A 17,888-nucleotide genomic window follows, 5' to 3' on the forward strand; every position below is an offset into this window, starting at 1 on the left:
GCTGATCTGCGGAGAAGCCTCGCAGCTCGCACCAAGCCGGTACGTAGCGGCGCGTACGCCCCGGCGCGTAGGTCAACTCCGTGCGCCGGGGCCCCTGTTGCGGAGAGGGCCGGCCGACGCCTCGTGAAGGCACCCGAGACGGAATCCCGGGTCTCAGTACGCGCGTGCCACGACGGCGACGTTACCGGGTGCGTCATCGGCGTCCGGCACCGCCCCGTCCTCCGCGACCAGACACCGTACGGTCACGCCGTGCTCGGCGAGCCTCGCCTCCCCCGCCGGGCCGAGCGCCGCCCACGGCAGCCGCGCCCAGCCGCCCGCAGCGGCGGCCTCGACGGCCTCGCCGACGTCGGCCACCTCGCTCGTACGGGACTCCCTGCGGGCGCGGGCCTGGGCGAGCAGCAGCTCCTGGTCCTCTTCGAGGACGGTGGGCAGGAGCGTGGTGAGGGCGTCGAGGGCCACGGGCTGCTTGCCGCCCGCGATGCGGCGCACGAGCATCGCGGTGCCGTTCTCCAGGTCGCGCGGCCCGATCTCGACGCGGACCGGCACGCCCTTGAGCTCCCAGTCCACGGCGCGCCGCCCGAAGGGGGTCTCCGTACGGTCGTCGACCTGGACGCGCACGCCCGCCGCCGTCAGCCGCTCGCCGATCTCGCGCGCCTCGGCGAGCACGGCGTCGTCGTCCTTGACGGCGAGGACGACGGCCTGGACGGGCGCGAGGCGCGGCGGCAGGCGCAGGCCGTGGTCGTCGCCGTGCATCATCACCAGGGCGCCGATCATGCGGGTCGTGGCACCCCAGGAGGTCTGCCAGACCAGCTCCTGCTCGCCGTCCTTCGACAGGTACGTGGTGCCGAAGGCCCTGGCGAAGTTCTGGCCGAGTTCGTGGCTGGTGCCCAGCTGGAGGGCCTTGCCGTCGCCCATCATGCCTTCGAGCGTGAGGGTGTTGACGGCGCCCGCGAAGCGCTCGGCGGCCGTCTTGCGGCCGAGCACGAAGTCCATGGCGAGGAGGTCCCGCAGGAAGGCTCCGTAGACGTGCCGGTGGATCCGGGCGGCGAAGTCGCGCGCCTGCTCGTACGTCGCGTGGGCCGTGTGGCCCTCCTGCCACAGGAACTCCGACGTGCGCAGGAACAGGCGCGGCCGCAGTTCCCAGCGGACCACGTTGGCCCACTGGTTGATGAGCAGCGGCAGATCGCGGTAGCTCTGCACCCACTTGGAGAAGTACTCGTTGACGATGGTCTCCGAAGTGGGCCGGATGACGACCGGCTCCTCCAGTTCCTTGCCGCCGCCGTGGGTGACGACGGCCAGCTCCGGAGCGAAGCCCTCGACGTGCTCCGCCTCGCGCGTGAGATACGACTGCGGGATCAGGAGGGGAAAGTACGCGTTCTGGGTACCCGTCTCCTTGATGCGTACGTCCATGTCCTGCTGCATCCGCTCCCACAGCCCGTAGCCGTACGGTCGGATCACCATGGTGCCGCGCACCGGCCCGTTGTCGGCCAGCTCGGCCTTGGTGATCAGCTCCTGGTACCAGCGGGGGAAGTCGTCCGCGCGGGGCGTGAGTACGGGTGCCTTTGCCATGGCGCGCATGGTACGTCCGAGCCGTCTGAAGGGTCGGAAATTTACGGTCCCAGGGGGCGCACGACGGTGGCACACAAGCATTGCCTCACAACCCCTGGACGCCACGACGGATGCGGAGTTCCCTGGCATACGGGGGGAGCGTGAACGCACGTCGTGGGGGCGGACGAACCGTACATCGGCACGACAACTCTCGGCGGATTGGGGCGCTTTCGATGACACCTACGCTCGTGCACTCTCACCGCCCGTGCGCGGGATCGACACCCCGTGCGGACCGGTGCGCACGCGCGCGTGACTGGGCGGAGATCCAGGAGAGGATGCTGGTCCCGCTCTATGAAGCGGTGTACGAACGACTGGAAGTGGGCCGCGACACGCGCCTTCTCGACCTGGGCTGCGGGTCCGGGCTCGCCCTCCTGATGGCGGCCGCGCGGGGCGCGTCGGTGACCGGCGTGGAACCGTCGGCGCCCGAACGGCTGGCGCTCGCGCGCGAACGCCTCGCGCCGGAGGGGACCGCGGGCACACGCCCACAGACCGGAACACGCCTGGTGGAGGGCTCACCCGAGGACGCCGCGTCCCCGGACGACGCGCCGTACACCCTGGTGACCGCGTTCCAGCCGATCGGATGCGTGGCCGGCGACTCCGAGGGCCTTTCGGCACTCCTGGATACGGCGTCCCCGCTCGCCGAGCGGGGTGCCCCCGTCGTCCTTGTGGGCTGGGGCCCTCCGGAGCGCTGCACCACGTCCTCCGTGCTCCGGGTGGCCACCAAGCTCGCCGACCCGCTGCGCAGCACGCGCAGCTGGCGCCCGGCGTGCCGGGACGACCTGGAGGAGGTCGCGCACCGCGCGGGCCTCAAACCGGACGGCTCGGGCCGCGTGGCGTGCCCCTTCGGCTACGCGGACATGGACAGCGCCGTCCGCGGACTGCTGTCCACCGGCCTGTTCGACGCGGCGGTCGGCGCGACGGACGAGGTCCAGGTCGACAAGGAGCTGACCGAGGCACTGCATCCGCATCAGCGCCGCGACGGCACGGTGTGGATGCCGAACGTATTCCGCTACCTGATCGCACGCACGACATAGCAGCCACGGCTGCGTACGCACGGCTGAGCACGCACTACAGGAGACGGGCCCCGGAAGTCGCTCTCTCCGTAGACCCCGCACACCGCACGGCACCGACACGCGCCTCACTCCGTGAGCGCCGCCTGCCACGTCCAGGACGTAGGGCGCTCACGCCCGTCGAGGTCGCCGCGCCCCGTGCACCAGAGCAGCACGGCCGCGGGGTCGCCGTCCGGGGCGTCGGGGAAGAGCCGGGCGAGCACACGCTCGCACAGCGTCCCGGGAGGCAGCCACTCCACGGCGAGGCCCTGGGTGATGTCGTGCGTGTGCAGGAGGATCTCGGCGGTCCCCATCGCCGCGAAGCCCGTGGGGTCGCACGGCCCCCAGTGCCAGGCGCGGGCATCCGCCGGGGAGGCGTCGAGAGCGCTGGCGAGGAGCCCCGCCGCGGCGGTGACGACGCGCAGGATGTCGGCCGGAGCGGCGGACGGGCGGACGGTCAGGTCGAACGGCAGGTACGCGGTGCCCGGGCGGGCGCTCAACTGGCCCGCGTAGGCCAGCAGGTCGTGCGCGATGTGGGCCGCCGTGGTCCGGCAGCTCCACTCCAGGGGACCCGCGGGGGCGGACGCCCAGTCGCGGTCCGCGTGCGGGCCGAGCACCCGCAGCAGTTCGGCGGCGGCTTCCCTGACGTCGCTGCTGTCCATGGCGGCACGCTAACCAGTCCCCACACACGCGTGCCTCACGTTTCCTTGGTGAGCCGCGTGATTCCGGCCACCCTGTAGGCGTCGGCCTCCTCCAGGGTCTCGTTCTCCAGGAGGGACGCGGCCAGGGCGTCCAGTTGGGCGCGGTGGTCGCGGAGTTGGCGGCAGGCGCTCTCGTAGCACTCGTCGACGATGCGGCGCATCTCGCCGTCGATGGCGTCGAGGGTCTCCGGGGCGGCAGCCAGGCCGTAGGCCTGCTGGGCGTCGTTCGGAAGGGCCGAGAGGCGGCCCACGCGCTCGCTCATGCCCCAGCGGGCCACCATGCCGCGGGCGATGTTGGTGACCTGCTCCAGGTCGTTCTCGGCGCCGGTCGTGACGACTCCGTAGACGACGTGTTCAGCCGCCATGCCACCGAGAGCGCCGATGATCCGGCCGCGCAGATACTCCTCCGTGTACGCGTACTTGTCGGCGTCCGGAGTCGACAGGGTGACGCCGAGCGCACGTCCGCGCGGCACGATGGTGATCTTGCGGACGGGGTCGGCACCCGGCTGCAGCATCCCCAGCAGGGCGTGCCCGCTCTCGTGGTACGCGGTGCGGCGGCGCTCCTCGTCGGGCATCACCAGCGGCCGCTCGGCGCCCAGTTGCACCTTCTCCAGGGCTTCGGAGAGGTCGGACTGCGTGACCTGCTCCTGCCCCCGCTTCACGGCGAGCAGGGCGGCCTCGTTCGCGAGGTTGGCCAGGTCCGCGCCCGTCATGCCCGGGGTCGTACGGGCGATCCGGGCCAGGTCCACGTCCTTCGCCAGGGGGATCGCCCGGGTGTGGATGGCGAGGATGGCCTCGCGGCCGCCGCGGTCGGGCGGGGAGACGTTGACGACGCGGTCGAAGCGGCCGGGGCGGGTCAGGGCCGGGTCGAGGATGTCGGCGCGGTTGGTCGCGGCGATGACGATGACGCCCTCGGAGCCGGAGAAACCATCCATCTCGGTGAGGATCTGGTTGAGGGTCTGCTCACGCTCGTCGTGTCCGCCCATGCCGCTGCCGCCCCCGCGGGCCCGCCCGATGGTGTCGATCTCGTCGATGAAGATGATGGCCGGCGCGACCTTGCGGGCCTCGGCGAACAGCTCACGCACGCGCGAGGCCCCCACCCCCACGATCATCTCGATGAACTCCGACGCGGACGCCGAGAAGAACGGCACCCCTGCCTCACCGGCGACGGCCCGCGCCAGCAGGGTCTTGCCGGTTCCCGGCGGCCCGGCGAGCAGCACGCCGCCGGGCATCCGCGCGCCCATCTTCCGGTAGGCGTCGGGATTCTTCAGGAAGTCGACGACGTCGTTCAGCTCGCCCTCGACCTCGTCGATGCCCGCGACGTCCTCGAAGGTGGTCCGCTTCTCGCCCGGCTCCAGCTCGACGGGCTTCGGCGGCTGCTTGCGCCCGAGCATGCCGCCCGCACCGCCCATCCCGGACGCCATCCGCCGCGCGATGAAGATCCACAGCACCACGAGCAGCAGCATCGGGGCGAGCGAGATCAGCAGGTTGGACAGGAAGCTGCGCTCCTGCACCACAGGCTCCGCGGTGACCGTGACCTTGTTCTTCGTCAGATCGCCCCACAGCTCGTCGTCCGCGAACTCGGGCCGCTGCGTCGTAAACTTGGTGTACTCCTCACCCCCGTCCGGATCCTTCCGCTCCTTCTTGAGCTGCCCCTGGATCGCGTCGCCCTTGGAGTAGATCTTCGAGACGTTCCCGGAGTCGACCTGCTTGCTGAACTCCGTGTACGAGATCGTCGGCTCGTCGCCGTCGCCGAAGAAGGAGAGGACGAGGTTGGCGATGAGATAGACGATCAGGGCCGTGAGGATGAGGCCGCCCCAGCCGCCGGGCAGCTTCCGCTTCGGCGGGGGCGTGGGCGCGGGCTCCGGAGCACCCTCGGAGCGCCACGGCTGCTCGGGCTTCTGACGCGGTGGCACCGGGTTGCTCATATGCGGACGTTACGACAGGAAACGGGTGCAGGCACCCGGTCCGCGCCCGCCCGGGGACATGCCGGGGACACCCCGGGGAGACGCCGTGGACCCATGCGAACACCCGCCCCGGCACCCACCCGGGGATACGCCAAGGGCGCCCCACCACACGGCGGGGCGCCCCTGGACGACGTACCGAAAGGGCCTCGCTCAGCCCAGAGCCCTCCGGCCCGGCCCGAAGAGCTCAGCCCATGAACTTCTTGAACTCGTCCGGCAGCTCGAAGTCCTTGCCGCCCTGGGCGCCCGGCAGCCCGAACGCACCGCCCGCGGCGGCTCCCTCGGCCGCGGCGCGCCGTGCGGCGGCCTCGTCCTCCTGCTGCTTGCGCTTCATCGGGTTGCCCGAGCGCTGCTTGCCCTTGGCCTGCTTCTGCTTCTTCTTCTGCTTGCCGGGGCCGCCGCCCATGCCCGGCATCCCGGGCATTCCCGGCATGCCGCCGCCCTGCGCCATGCGGGACATCATCTTGCGGGCCTCGAAGAACCGCTCGACCAGGTTCTTCACGGCGCTGACCTCGACACCGGAACCCTTGGCGATACGGGCCCGCCGCGAGCCGTTGATGATCGTCGGCTCCTGCCGCTCACCGGGGGTCATCGACTTGATGATGGCCGCGGTGCGGTCGACGTCGCGCTCGTCGAGGTTGTTGATCTGGTCCTTGATCTGCCCCATGCCCGGCAGCATCCCGAGCAGCTTGCTGATGCTGCCCATCTTCCTGACCTGCTCCATCTGGGCCAGGAAGTCGTCGAGCGTGAAGTCCTTGCCGCCCTTGCTGCTCGCCAGCTTGGAGGCCATCTTCTCGGCCTCTTGCTGCGAGAAGGTCTGCTCGGCCTTCTCGATGAGCGTGAGCATGTCGCCCATGCCGAGGATGCGGGACGCCATGCGGTCCGGGTGGAACGCGTCGAAGTCGTCCAGCTTCTCGCCGTTGGAGGCGAACATGATCTGACGGCCGGTGACGTGCGCGATCGAGAGCGCCGCACCACCGCGGGCGTCGCCGTCGAGCTTGGAGAGCACGACGCCGTCGAAGCCGACGCCGTCCCGGAAGGCCTCCGCCGTGTTGACGGCGTCCTGACCGATCATCGCGTCGACGACGAAGAGGACCTCGTCCGGGCTGACGGCGTCGCGGATGTCCGCGGCCTGCTGCATCAGCTCCTGGTCGATGCCGAGGCGTCCGGCGGTGTCGACGACGACGACGTCGAACTGCTTCGTACGCGCGTACTCGATCGAGTCCTTCGCGACCTGCACCGGGTCGCCGACGCCGTTGCCCGGCTGCGGGGCGTAGACCCCGACGCCCGCGCGCTCGGCGACGACCGACAGCTGGTTCACGGCGTTCGGGCGCTGGAGGTCGCAGGCCACGAGCAGCGGGGAGTGGCCCTGGGCCTTCAGCCAGCGGCCGAGCTTTCCGGCCAGCGTGGTCTTACCGGCGCCCTGGAGGCCCGCGAGCATGATGACCGTGGGCGGCTGCTTGGCGAAGCGCAGGCGCCGGGTCTCGCCGCCGAGGATGCCGATGAGCTCCTCGTTGACGATCTTGATGACCTGCTGGGCCGGATTGAGCGCCGCGGAGACCTCGGCGCCGGTCGCCCGCTCCTTGACCTGCTTGATGAACGCGCGGACCACCGGCAGGGCGACGTCCGCTTCGAGCAGGGCGATGCGGATCTCGCGCGCAGTGGCGTCGATGTCCGCCTCGGAGAGCCTGCCTTTGCCGCGGAGGTTCTTGAATGTCGCTGCGAGGCGATCGGAAAGAGTGTCGAACACGGCGGTCGCGAATCCTCGGGATCGGGGGCGGGCGGGCGGGTCGCCCTCCAGGGTATCTGCCTCTCGCCGGGGCGGGTGCCCTCCGTCCCCACCTGACCTCGGCCGGGGCCCGCGCGCCCCGCACGACGGGCCCGCAAGCGGACCGCCCTCTACCCCCGCAGCACCTCCTCGACGCCCCGAGCCACCTCGACCGCCCGCTCCCCCGCCAGCGGCGCCCCGTCCACGCCCGTGACGTAGAAGGCGTCCACCGCGTTCGCCCCCAGCGTCGACACGTGCGCGCTGCGCACCCGCACCTCCGCCGCCTCCAGGGCCCGCCCGATCCGGTGCAGCAGCCCCGGTGCGTCCTGGGCCCGCACCTCGATCACCGTTGCCCGCCGCGACCCCGCCGACGCCACGGTCACCCGGGGCGGCGGCGCCACCGTGCCGCGCCGTCGCGGATACGAGGCGTCCCGCTCGGCGAGCCGGGCCGCGATGTCGAGGGACCCGTCGAGCGCCCGCACCAGGTCGGCCCGCAGCCGCGCGGCCTGCGGCATCGAGCCGTACTCGGCGGCGACGCGCCACTGGAGCATCAGGACCGAGCCGGGCATCTCTGCGGGCAGCGCGACCGCCCGCAGCTCCGCGGTGCGCACGGTCAGGCGGTGCATGGCGAGCACTCCGGCGACGGCGGGCAGCACCCCGCCCTGCTCGGGCACGGCGACCAGCAGCTCCACGCCCAGCGGCTCGGCCTGCGCCTCGGCGGAACCGACGGAGGCAGCACCCCCCTCGCCCTCCGGGGCGCCCCCGCCGGCCTCCGCCCGCAGCGCCACCACCGGCGCCCCCGTCCGCACCGCCTCCACCGCGAGCCGTTCCTCCTCCGCCGACGCGGGCGCGCCGTCCCCGGTCGCGTACGGGTCGTCGGCCTCATCGCCCGCGAGCACCGAAGCGACCCGTTTCACCAGGTCGGCGACCAGCGAGCCGCGCCAGGACGACCAGGCCGCGGGCCCGGTGGCGAGGGCGTCCGCCTCCGTGAGGGCATGCAGGAGCTCCAGGGTGCCGGGCGAGCCGACGGCCTCGGCGACGGACCGCACGGTCGCGGGGTCGTCGAGGTCGCGCCGGGTGGCGGTCTCGATGAGGAGGAGGTGGTGGCGTACGAGACAGGCGAGCACGGCGACGTCGGCGCGGTCGAAGCCGATCCGGGTGGCCACGTCGCGGGCGATGATCTCCCCGGCGACGGAGTGGTCGCCGGGCCAGCCCTTGCCGATGTCGTGCAGCAGGGCGGCGACGAGCAGCAGGTCGGGCCGTCCGACGCGACGGGTGAGGTCGGCGGCGCGGACGGCCGTCTCGACGAGGTGCCGGTCGACGGTCCAGGTGTGGACGGCGTTGCGCTGGGGGCGGCACCAGACCCGCTCCCAGTCGGGCAGCAGCCGGGTGATCAGGCCCTCGGCCTCAAGGGCCTCCCAGACCTGGACGGTCGGCCGCCCGGCGCCGAGCAGGGTCACCAGTTGCTCGCGGGCCTCGGCGGGCCACGGCGTCGGCAGCGGCCGGGTGGCGGCCGCGATCCGGCGCACGGCGTGCAGGGACAGGGGCAGCCCGGCCTGGGCGGCGGCCGCGGCGGCGCGCAGCGGAAGCACGGGGTCCCGCTCCGGCCGGGCGGCCCGCGCGAGCACGACCTCGCCGTCCTGCTCCACGACGCCCTCGGCGAGCGGCGACCGCTCGGCCACGGCCGCCTTCCCGCCGCCGAGCAGCCCGCGCAGCCGGGGCCTCGCCTTGCGGGACCGCAGCACGCGCCCGACCTCGCGCCAGGTCACGTCGGCGGCGTAGGCGACGGTGCGCGCGGCCTCGTACACCTGCCGCAGCAGGGTGTCGGCGTCGAGCAGACCGAGTTCGGCGGCGACCTGGTCCTGTTCCTGGAGGGCGAGCCGGTCGGTGGCGCGGCCGGTCGTGAGGTGCAGGGCGTCGCGTACGTCGAGCAGAGTGCGGCGGGCCTCGGCGAGGCCTTCGCGGGGGGCGTCCGCGAGCCAGGAGGCGGCGACGGCGCGCAGCGCGGTGGCGTCGCGGAGTCCGCCGCGGGCCTCCTTGAGGTCGGGTTCGAGGAGGTGGCTCAGCTCGCCGTGGCGCGCGGCCCGTTCCGCGCACAGTTCGCGCAGCTCGGGCAGTCGCTCGGGCGCCTGGTTGCGCCAGTCGGCGAGGACGGCGCCGCGCAGCCCGCCGGTGAGCCCCGGGTCGCCGGCGATGTGGCGGGCGTCGAGCAGGCCGAGGTGGACCTTCAGGTCGTCGGCCGCGGTCTTGCGGGCCTCGGCGGGGGTGCGGACGGAGTGGTCGAGGGCGAGGCCGAGGTCCCAGACGGGGTACCAGATGCGGTCGGCGAGGGCGGCGATCGCGCCCGGGTCGGCGGCGCCGTCGTGGAGGAGCAGCAGGTCGAGGTCGCTGCGGGGGGACAATTCGCCGCGGCCGTAGCCGCCGACGGCGACCAGGGCGATGCCCGGCGGCGTGCCGGGCGCGGTGTCGGCGGCGCCGGCGGCGCCGGCGGCGAAGAGTCCGTTCAGCCAGCCGTCCGTGAGTTCGGCGAGGGCGGAACGGCGCGGCGGCCCGGACCGCGCCTCGTCCTGGAGGAGGCGCAGCCGGGCCGCCGCGTAGCCGCTGGGTCCGGGGTCTTCCGCTTGTGCTGATTCCTTCGGTGCTTCCACGCTCGTCACCCAGCGGCTCCTGTTCTCTGTGGGACTACCGTGCGCAGGCCGTGCGCGTCACAGCGCGTCGGGCCCGCGCTCGCCGGTCCGCACCCGGACCGCCGTGTCGACGGGGACGCTCCACACCTTGCCGTCGCCGATCTTGCCGGTGCGGGCCGCCTTGACGACGACCTCGACGAGCTGTTCGGCGTCCTCGTCCTCGACGAGCACCTCGATGCGGATCTTCGGTACGAGGTCGACGGTGTACTCGGCGCCGCGGTAGACCTCGGTGTGGCCGCGCTGCCGTCCGTAGCCGCTGGCCTCGGTGACGGTCAGGCCCTGGACCCCGAAGGCCTGGAGGGCCTCCTTGATCTCGTCGAGGCGGTGCGGCTTGACGACCGCGGTGATGAGCTTCATGCGTCCACCTTCTTGTTCTTCTGGGCCGCCGTCTGCGCGGCCCCCTGGACCGGGCCCGGCACGGCGCCCGTGCGGGGCGCGGAGCCGCCGCCCGCGCCGCTGAAGTCGTACGCGGTCTCGGCGTGCTGGACCTGGTCGATGCCGCCGACCTCCTCGTCCTCGTCGACCCGCATACCGATCGTCTTGTCGATCAGGAAAGCGAGGACGGCGGAGGCGACGAGGGAGTAGCCGAGGACGGCTCCGACACCGGCGGCCTGCTTGCCGAGCTGTTCGAGGCCACCACCGTAGAAGAGTCCCTGCGCCTCGGACTGGCCGCCGCCGGTGGCGAAGAGGCCGACGAGGAGGGACCCCGCGATGCCGCCGACCAGGTGGACGCCGACGACGTCGAGGGAGTCGTCGTAGCCGAACTTGAACTTCAGGCCGACGGCCAGGGCGCACAGCAGGCCGGCGATCGCGCCGATGGCGATGGCGCCGAGCGGCGAGCAGGAGCCGCCGGAGGGGGTGATGGCGACGAGTCCTGCGACCGCGCCGGAGGCGGCACCGAGGGTGGTGAACGCGCCGTGGCGGATCTTCTCGTAGGCGAGCCAGGCGAGCATGGCGGCGGCCGTGGCGATCTGGGTGTTGATGAACATCAGCGCGCCGACGCCGTCGTCGTTGCCGAGCCAGGACCCGGCGTTGAAGCCGAACCAGCCGAACCAGAGGAGTCCGGCGCCGAGCATCACCAGGGGCAGGCTGTGCGGGCGCATCGGGTCCTTCTTGAAGCCGACGCGCTTGCCGATGACGAGGATCACGCCGAGGGCCGCGGCACCGGCGTTGATGTGCACGGCCGTGCCGCCGGCGAAGTCGATGACGCCCATCTCGAAGGCCCAGCCGCCGGTGCCCCACACCCAGTGCGCGACCGGGAAGTAGACGATCGTCGCCCACAGAGCCACGAACAGCGCCCACGCGGTGAACTTCACGCGGTCGGCGAGCGCGCCGCTGATCAGGGCGGGCGTGATGACGGCGAACATCAGCTGGAACACGGCGAAGACGTAGACCGGGATGGTGTACCCGTCCCACAGCTCGTTGAGGCCGATCCCGCCGAGGCCCACGTAGTCGCCGTTCCAGCCGAAGAGGCTGCCGTGGTCGGTGCCGAAGGCGACGGAGAAGCCGTAGAGCGCCCACAGGACGGTGACGATCCCGAGGCTGATGAAGCTCATCATCAGCATGTTCAGGGTGCTCTTGACGCGGACCATGCCTCCGTAGAAGAAGGCGAGCCCCGGCGTCATGAGCATCACCAGGGCGGAGCAGATCAACATGAACCCGGTGTTGGCGGCAGACAGCTGCGGGGCGTCTGCGGCAAGCGTGATGCCTGGGGGCATCGGCGTCTCCTCGTCGTCGGATACGGCCCGTGCGGGCTTCACCCTCTGCGGTGCGAGGACGGTGGGCCGGTTATGCCGCATGAGATTGGCGCAGCGCGGTTTCGGTCAGTGCCACTCGATGTTTCGCCGCAGTGACGAAGAGGTCGTGCGTGTTACGCGTGGATGAACCGCGCGTGGTCCGCGGTCCGCAGGACATACCATCCCAAATTCCCGGCCATCAGTTGAGCAACCCCAACGGCGCCCAGCCCTCTCCGCGAGAGCGGCGCCGGTTCAGGCGCACAAGCAGCCCGGCCGCGGCGGCCATCCGAATGACCTGGCATGGGGGAGCCGAGTCGGGCTGTCGGGATGGGCCGGCCGCGGCCGGAGTGTGGGGGGGCGCGCCGGTCAGGCGGCCGGGTGCGCGAGCATGTCAGACGGCCTCCGCGGATTCCGGCATGTCGACGGCGAGCTGGTCGGTGAGCCGGACGACGTCCGCCACGTCCCCGAAGTCCCGCAGGGCGTTGTCGACGGTCTTGCGCAGCCGGGTGTTGACCCGCTCGGAGCGCACCTTCTTGGCGATGGCCAGGGCTTCGCCCGCGAGCACCGCGCTCTGCTCGGGCTCCTTCTGGAGCAGGTGGACGGTGGCCATCCCGATCAGGTTCAGGGCGTACGACCGCTGGTGCTCGGGGTCGTTGCCGAAGAGCTCGACGGCGCGCGCCATGACGGGCTCGGCGAGGGAGGCGTACGTGGGGCTGCGCCCGGCCACGTAGGCCAGGTCGCGGAAGGAGTGGGCGTTCTCGCCGTTGAGCTCCGCCTCGGAGAAGAAGCGGATCCAGTCGGGCTCGGGCTCGTCCCAGTCGTCCGCGTCGGCGAAGGTGTCCTCGGCCATCCGGACCGCCCGTTTGCAGCGGCCGGGCTGGCCCATTCCGGCGTAGGCGCGGGCCTCCATCGCATACAGCATCGACTGGGTGCGGGGGCTGGCGCAGTCGCGGCTGCCGTACTGCGCGAGGTGGATGAGCTCCAGGGCGTCGTCGGGCCGGCCGAGGTGGATCATCTGGCGGCTCATGCTGGAGAGGATGTACGAGCCGAGGGTCTTCTCGCCGGCTTCCTTGGCGGCGTGCAGGGCGAGGACGAAGTACTTCTGGGCGGTGGGCTGGAGCCCTACGTCGTAGCTCATCCAGCCCGCCAGTTCGGCCAGTTCGCTCGCCACCTTGAAGAGGCGTTTGGAGGTGTCCTCGGGCTGGGGCTCCTGGAGCAGGTCGGTCACCTCGTGCAGCTGGCCGACGACGGCTTTTCGGCGCAGGCCGCCGCCGCACTGGGCGTCCCACTGGCGGAACATCACCGTGGTGGACTCCAGGAGGTCGAGCTCGGGGCGGGAGAGGCGGCCGGGGCGGCGTGGGGTGAGCTGCTGCGGCTCGGGCTCGGCGACCGGAGCGGAGGGTCCTGGCACGAGCCAGCGCTGCATGGGCTCGATCAGGGCGGGTCCTGCGGACAGGGCGAGCGAGGTGCCGAGGAAGCCGCGCCGGGCCAGCATCAGGTCGCTGCGGCTGAACTCGCTGATGAGGGCGACGGTCTGGGGGCCGGTCCAGGGCAGGTCGATGCCGGACACGGACGGGGCCTGGTGGGCGGCGCGCAGGCCGAGGTCCTCGACGGCGACGACGCAGCCGAAGCGCTCGGAGAACAGTTCGGAGAGGATGCGCGGGATGGGCTCGCGCGGGTTCTCGCCGTCGAGCCAGCGGCGGACGCGCGAGGTGTCCGTGGAGATGTGGTGCGCACCCAACTGGCGTGCTCTGCGGTTCACTTGGCGGGCCAGCTCGCCCTTCGACCAGCCGCTGCGCACGAACCAGGAACCGAGCATCTCGTTGGGGCGCTTCTCAGCGTTCGCACCGCTACCGCCACTGCCGCCCACTGGAACGCCCCCATCCCTCAAGCCACTTGTCCGAGGTCCACGTCAAGCCCTAACAGAATGCCGCGTGTTGCGGCGGTCCGTCCGGAGAATGTCACCCTTCGAACGGGAAACCGACTTGCCTCCGGCATACCCACGAGTGCGCAAGTCCTCGGGTCATGTACCGAAAGTAATCCTACGATCACCGCTCCGGCGAGGGCGAACGCGGAAACGCCACCATTCGCCACCCCTTCGAATGAACTACCTGCCCGCCGCACACGATTCACTTGACACGGGACAACCGAAAGTGGGCGGAGCGGAGCACGCAGGGGCGTGGGCAACGGAGTGCACCACCTGTCATGCCTCCGAGCGCGGGCACCACCTGACGGCGGAACGCGGCGAAAGTCGGCGAGAGTCGGCTTGAGACGTGCACAACGCGTCGAGACGCGACGGGTCACGGTCCGGATCCGTCACGTCGTCACCGCGCACACGTAACCACCGCACACGCGACCCGTTGGAGGGGGCATGGGCTTCACGATCGGCGGCATCCGGGGGACCAAAGAGCCCCGGTCCGGTGTCCGGGGGACGAAGGACGTCCGGGGGACCAAGCAGACGGGCGAGACGGGCGCGGTGGGCGCGACAGGCGCGACGGAGGCGGGCGCAGAGGGGCGCGTGCCCCGCGCGGCCAAGGAGGCGCGCGCCGCGAAAGACACCAAGGAGCCGCGCACCACCAAGGACACGCGCCCCTTCAAGGAGCCGAAGGAGCCCCGCTCCGGATCCCGCAGGCGCTGCCGCTCGACCACCGAGGAGTGCTGCACGACCGTCGCCGAGTACACGGGCCTGTGGGGCTGGCCCGTGGTGCCCGGAGCACGCGCCCAGGACGGCCGCTGCTCCTGCGGCCGCGCCGACTGCGCCGCCCCCGGCGCCCACCCCCTGGACTTCGCCCCCGAGATCGCCGCGGGGGCCACCCTCGACGAGGTCACCGAGGCCTGGTCGCAGTTCCCCGGCGCCGCGGTGATGCTGCCCGTGGGCCGCGCGTTCGACGTGATCGAGGTGGCCGAGGCGGCGGGGCGGCGCGCCCTGGTGCGGCTGGAGCGGATGGGCCTGCCGCTCGGCCCGGTGACGGCCACTCCGGACGGCCGCACGCACTTCTTCGTGGCCCCCGGCGCCGCCGCCGAACTGCCCCAACTGCTCTACCGCATGGGCTGGGACGACACCGGGCTCGACCTGCACGGCCTGGGCCCCGGCGCGCACATCACCGCCCCGCCGTCGGACCGCGCGGGCCTCGGTCCGGTCCGCTGGCTGCGCTCCCCCGACCCCGAGTCCGTCACGGGCCCGCCGCACGCCCGGCTCCTCCTCGGCACGCTGGCGTACGTCGCCCACCGATCGCCCGCGTAACGCGCGCCCCGTGCGGGGCCACGCGCCCCCGCACGGCGCCCCCATGACGAAGTGCCCCGCTCCCGGCTGCACCCGGGGGTGGGGCACTTCTTCGCTTCTCCGCTTCTCCGCTTCTCCGCTTTTCCACTGACGGAGCGGGCCGTGCGTAAGCGCACCACGACGCCCCGGCTCAGTCCCCGATCAGCGCGTCGACGAACGCCTCCGGCTCGAACGGCGCCAGGTCGTCCGCGCCCTCACCGAGGCCGATCAGCTTCACGGGCACGCCCAGCTCGCGCTGGACCGCGACCACGATGCCGCCCTTGGCGGTGCCGTCGAGCTTGGTCAGGACGATGCCGGTGATGTCGACGACCTCGGCGAAGACGCGGGCCTGCACCAGGCCGTTCTGGCCGGTGGTGGCGTCGAGGACGAGCAGGACCTCGTCGAGCGGCGCGTGCTTCTCGACGACGCGCTTGACCTTGCCGAGCTCGTCCATCAGGCCGGTCTTGGTGTGCAGTCGGCCCGCGGTGTCGATGAGGACGACGTCGGCGCCTTCGGCGATGCCCTCCTTGACCGCGTCGAAGGCGATCGAGGCCGGGTCGCCGCCCTCGGGTCCGCGGACCGTGCGGGCGCCGACGCGCTCGCCCCAGGTCTGGAGCTGGTCGGCGGCGGCGGCGCGGAAGGTGTCGGCGGCGCCGAGGACGACCGAGCGGCCGTCGGCCACCAGGACGCGGGCGAGCTTGCCGGTGGTGGTGGTCTTGCCGGTGCCGTTCACGCCGACGACCATCACGATGGCCGGGGTCTCCAGGCCGGACTCGGTCCTCACGGCACGGTCGACGTCCGTGCCGACCAGGGTGAGGAGTTCCTCGCGGAGCAGGGCGCGCAGGTCTTCGGGGGTGCGCGTGCCGAGCACCCGGACACGCTCGCGCAGCCGCTCGACCAGCTCCTGGGTGGGGGCGACGCCGACGTCGGCGGTGAGGAGGGTGTCCTCGATCTCCTCCCAGGTGTCCTCGTCCAGGTGCTCCCGCGAGAGGAGCGTGAGCAGGCCCTTGCCGAGTGCGTTCTGGGAGCGCGAGAGGCGCGTACGCAGGCGCACCAGGCGGCCCGCGGTGGGCTCGGGGGTCTCGATCTCGGGAGCCGGCGGGGCCGCGGGCTCCTCGATCGTGACGGGTGCGGACGCCGAGGGTTCGGCGACCGGCAGGTCCACCTCCTCGATCGTGCGGCGCGCTTCGTCGCGCGGCGTCTCGGCCTCGTCGCCGACGTGCGGCTCGGCCGGAGGGGCGGTGATGGTGGGCGTCGCGGAGGGGGCTTTCGCCTCGGGCAGCTGCTTCTTCTTGCGGCTGCCGACGACGAGCCCGCCGATCGCACCGACCACGACGACGGCGATGACTACAGCAAGGATGACGATTTCCATAACTCACCCAGTATCAGTCATGGGCCCTCCCGGCAGGCTCCTTGTGTTTTCCTCCAAAGCACATATGCCACTAGCCGCCATTACTCGGACTAAAGTACGATGGAAGAGGCTGCGTCAACGCGCGTAGAGTCCCATCTGCTGATTCACCCAGCTCACCCCCACCGGCCGGCGACGACGTCGACGCAAGCCGAGCGAGAGGCACGGAACCACCCCTCATGAGCACCACCGCCGAAACGGCCGAACACGAAGGCGCCCTGGAGACCCGAGGCCTTGAGCCCGTCCCGGACTCCGAGCGCCACGGCAGGACCCGCGAGCTGTTCCCCACCTGGGTCGCCGCCAACATCAGCGTTCTGCTCCTGACGATGGGCGCGGGCCTGATCGTCTCCAACGGCCTGAACTTCTGGCAGGTCCTGGTCGTCGCCCTGGTCTCCCCCGTCCTGAGCTACGGCCTGGTGGGTCTCGTCTCCATCGCGGGCAAGCGCGGCGGCTCCCCGGGCATGACGCTCTCGCGCGCGGTCTTCGGCCAGCGCGGCAACCTCTTCCCCGGCTCGCTGATCTGGGTCGCGCGCTGGGGCTGGGAGACGATCAACGCGGTCACGGGCGCGTACGCGATCCTCACGGTGCTCGACATCTGCTTCGGGGTGAAGCAGAACACCGCGCTGAAGGTCATCACGCTGCTCGGCTTCGTCGCCGCGACGTTCCTCATCTCGGGCCTCGGCCGCAAGGTCCTGCACGTGTGCAGCACCTGGTCGACGTACCTCTTCGGCGCGTTCAGCGTCCTGGTGCTCGTCTACCTCCTCACGGACACCGACTGGGGCCAGGTCTTCGACAAGCCCGCGGGCTCCACGGCGATGATGATCGCGGGCATCGGCACGATCGCCGCGGGCGGCATCAGCTGGGTGCCCACGGGCCCGGACTTCACCCGCTACCTGCCGCGCACGGCCTCGAACAGGCCGCTCGTCGGGCACGCCGTCGGCGGCGCGGCCATCGTCGTGGTCCCCATGGTCCTGATGGGCGCGGTCATGGCCGTCTCGCAGCCGAAGCTGTCCTCGGCGCAGGACCCGGTGGCCTTCCTCGGCGACCTGCTGCCGACGTGGATCGCGGTGCCGTATCTGATCATGGCCCTGATCGGCATGCTGTTGATCAACTCGATGTCGATGTACTCGGCCGGCTTCACGGCCATGACGCTCGGCATCAACGTCCCGCGCGCGTGGGCGGTCAGCGTGAACGCGATCATCAGCCTGATCTTCGGCTACCTCCTGATGAACGTCGCCACCAGCTTCATGGGCTCGTTCATCTCCTTCCTGACGCTGCTCGCGGTCGCGTTCTCCGCCTGGATCGGCGTCTTCGGCGTCGACATGTTCCACAGGAAGACGTACGACGGCGAAGCGCTGATGGACACCAAGCGCACCAGCGCGTACTGGTACAGGGCGGGCTTCGCCTGGCAGGCCATGACGGCCTGGGCGGTCGCGCTCGTCGTGGGCCTGCTCTTCACCAAGGTCGACTGGTTCAGCGGCCCGCTCGCCACCTCCTGGATCGGGCGCAACGGCCTCGGCTGGCTCGTCACGATCGTGGTCGCGGGCGCGCTGTACGCACTGCTTCCGCGCCGGCCGCTCCCCGAGACGGCCACGGCCGCCGAGCCCGTCGCCTCGGCCGAGCCCGCCGCGGCCAAGGCGTGAGCGCCCTCAACCCCAGGCCACCCCTGGCCATCTGACGTATCGTCAGCTAACGTCCCCCTTCG

Annotated in this window: 11 protein-coding genes and 1 pseudogene; 3 read left to right on the top strand and 9 right to left on the bottom strand. The window is 71.9% G+C overall.

What is annotated here, in order from left to right; genetic code table 11:
• Positions 1–153: 153 nt before the first annotated feature.
• The gene (gene proS, locus QUY26_RS10375; RefSeq protein WP_289945281.1) at positions 154–1,569 is read right to left on the bottom strand and encodes a proline--tRNA ligase; all 1,416 of its coding nucleotides are present in this window, start codon (positions 1,567–1,569) and stop codon (positions 154–156) included.
• Positions 1,570–1,781: 212 nt separating this feature from the next.
• Between proS and QUY26_RS10380 the strand changes: the two genes are divergently transcribed.
• The gene (locus tag QUY26_RS10380) at positions 1,782–2,642 is read left to right on the top strand and encodes a class I SAM-dependent methyltransferase (RefSeq protein WP_436840300.1); all 861 of its coding nucleotides are present in this window, start codon (positions 1,782–1,784) and stop codon (positions 2,640–2,642) included.
• A gap of 104 nt (positions 2,643–2,746) precedes the next feature.
• Here QUY26_RS10380 and QUY26_RS10385 read toward each other — a convergent pair whose 3' ends face one another.
• The 7 genes from QUY26_RS10385 to nsdA all read right to left on the bottom strand — a co-directional run bounded on the left by QUY26_RS10385 (position 2,747) and on the right by nsdA (position 13,383).
• Complete coding sequence (locus QUY26_RS10385) at positions 2,747–3,319, bottom strand: maleylpyruvate isomerase N-terminal domain-containing protein (protein WP_289945284.1); 573 nt, start codon at positions 3,317–3,319, stop codon at positions 2,747–2,749.
• Between the two features lie 35 nt (positions 3,320–3,354).
• Positions 3,355–5,286, bottom strand: coding sequence for an ATP-dependent zinc metalloprotease FtsH (gene ftsH / locus QUY26_RS10390; protein WP_289945286.1), 1,932 nt, complete (start codon positions 5,284–5,286; stop codon positions 3,355–3,357).
• A 223-nt stretch (positions 5,287–5,509) separates the two neighbouring features.
• Complete coding sequence (gene ffh, locus QUY26_RS10395) at positions 5,510–7,072, bottom strand: signal recognition particle protein (RefSeq protein WP_289945287.1); 1,563 nt, start codon at positions 7,070–7,072, stop codon at positions 5,510–5,512.
• 149 nt (positions 7,073–7,221) lie between these two features.
• Positions 7,222–9,738, bottom strand: a complete 2,517-nt coding sequence (locus QUY26_RS10400) for a [protein-PII] uridylyltransferase (protein ID WP_436840497.1) — start codon at positions 9,736–9,738, stop codon at positions 7,222–7,224.
• Positions 9,739–9,795: 57 nt separating this feature from the next.
• A complete protein-coding gene (locus QUY26_RS10405) occupies positions 9,796–10,134 on the bottom strand; it encodes a P-II family nitrogen regulator (protein WP_030361971.1) in 339 nt (112 codons plus the stop codon).
• On the bottom strand, positions 10,131–11,495 hold the full coding sequence (locus QUY26_RS10410) for an ammonium transporter (protein WP_289945289.1): 1,365 nt from the start codon (positions 11,493–11,495) through the stop codon (positions 10,131–10,133). Before QUY26_RS10410 ends, QUY26_RS10405 begins: the two co-directional genes overlap by 4 nt.
• Positions 11,496–11,904: 409 nt before the next feature.
• The gene (gene nsdA / locus QUY26_RS10415; RefSeq protein WP_289945290.1) at positions 11,905–13,383 is read right to left on the bottom strand and encodes a transcriptional repressor NsdA; all 1,479 of its coding nucleotides are present in this window, start codon (positions 13,381–13,383) and stop codon (positions 11,905–11,907) included.
• 735 nt (positions 13,384–14,118) lie between these two features.
• On the opposite strand from nsdA, the pseudogene QUY26_RS10420 reads away from it, so the two are divergent.
• A pseudogene (locus QUY26_RS10420) lies at positions 14,119–14,757 on the top strand (bifunctional DNA primase/polymerase); the annotation flags it as partial.
• A 169-nt stretch (positions 14,758–14,926) separates the two neighbouring features.
• Here QUY26_RS10420 and ftsY read toward each other — a convergent pair.
• Positions 14,927–16,147, bottom strand: coding sequence for a signal recognition particle-docking protein FtsY (gene ftsY, locus QUY26_RS10425; RefSeq protein WP_289945291.1), 1,221 nt, complete (start codon positions 16,145–16,147; stop codon positions 14,927–14,929).
• Between the two features lie 215 nt (positions 16,148–16,362).
• On the opposite strand from ftsY, the gene QUY26_RS10430 reads away from it, so the two are divergent.
• The gene (locus QUY26_RS10430) at positions 16,363–17,826 is read left to right on the top strand and encodes a purine-cytosine permease family protein (RefSeq protein ID WP_289945292.1); all 1,464 of its coding nucleotides are present in this window, start codon (positions 16,363–16,365) and stop codon (positions 17,824–17,826) included.
• Positions 17,827–17,888 lie beyond the last annotated feature (62 nt).

The sequence above is a fragment of the Streptomyces flavofungini genome (assembly GCF_030388665.1).
GTDB lineage: Bacteria > Actinomycetota > Actinomycetes > Streptomycetales > Streptomycetaceae > Streptomyces > Streptomyces flavofungini_A.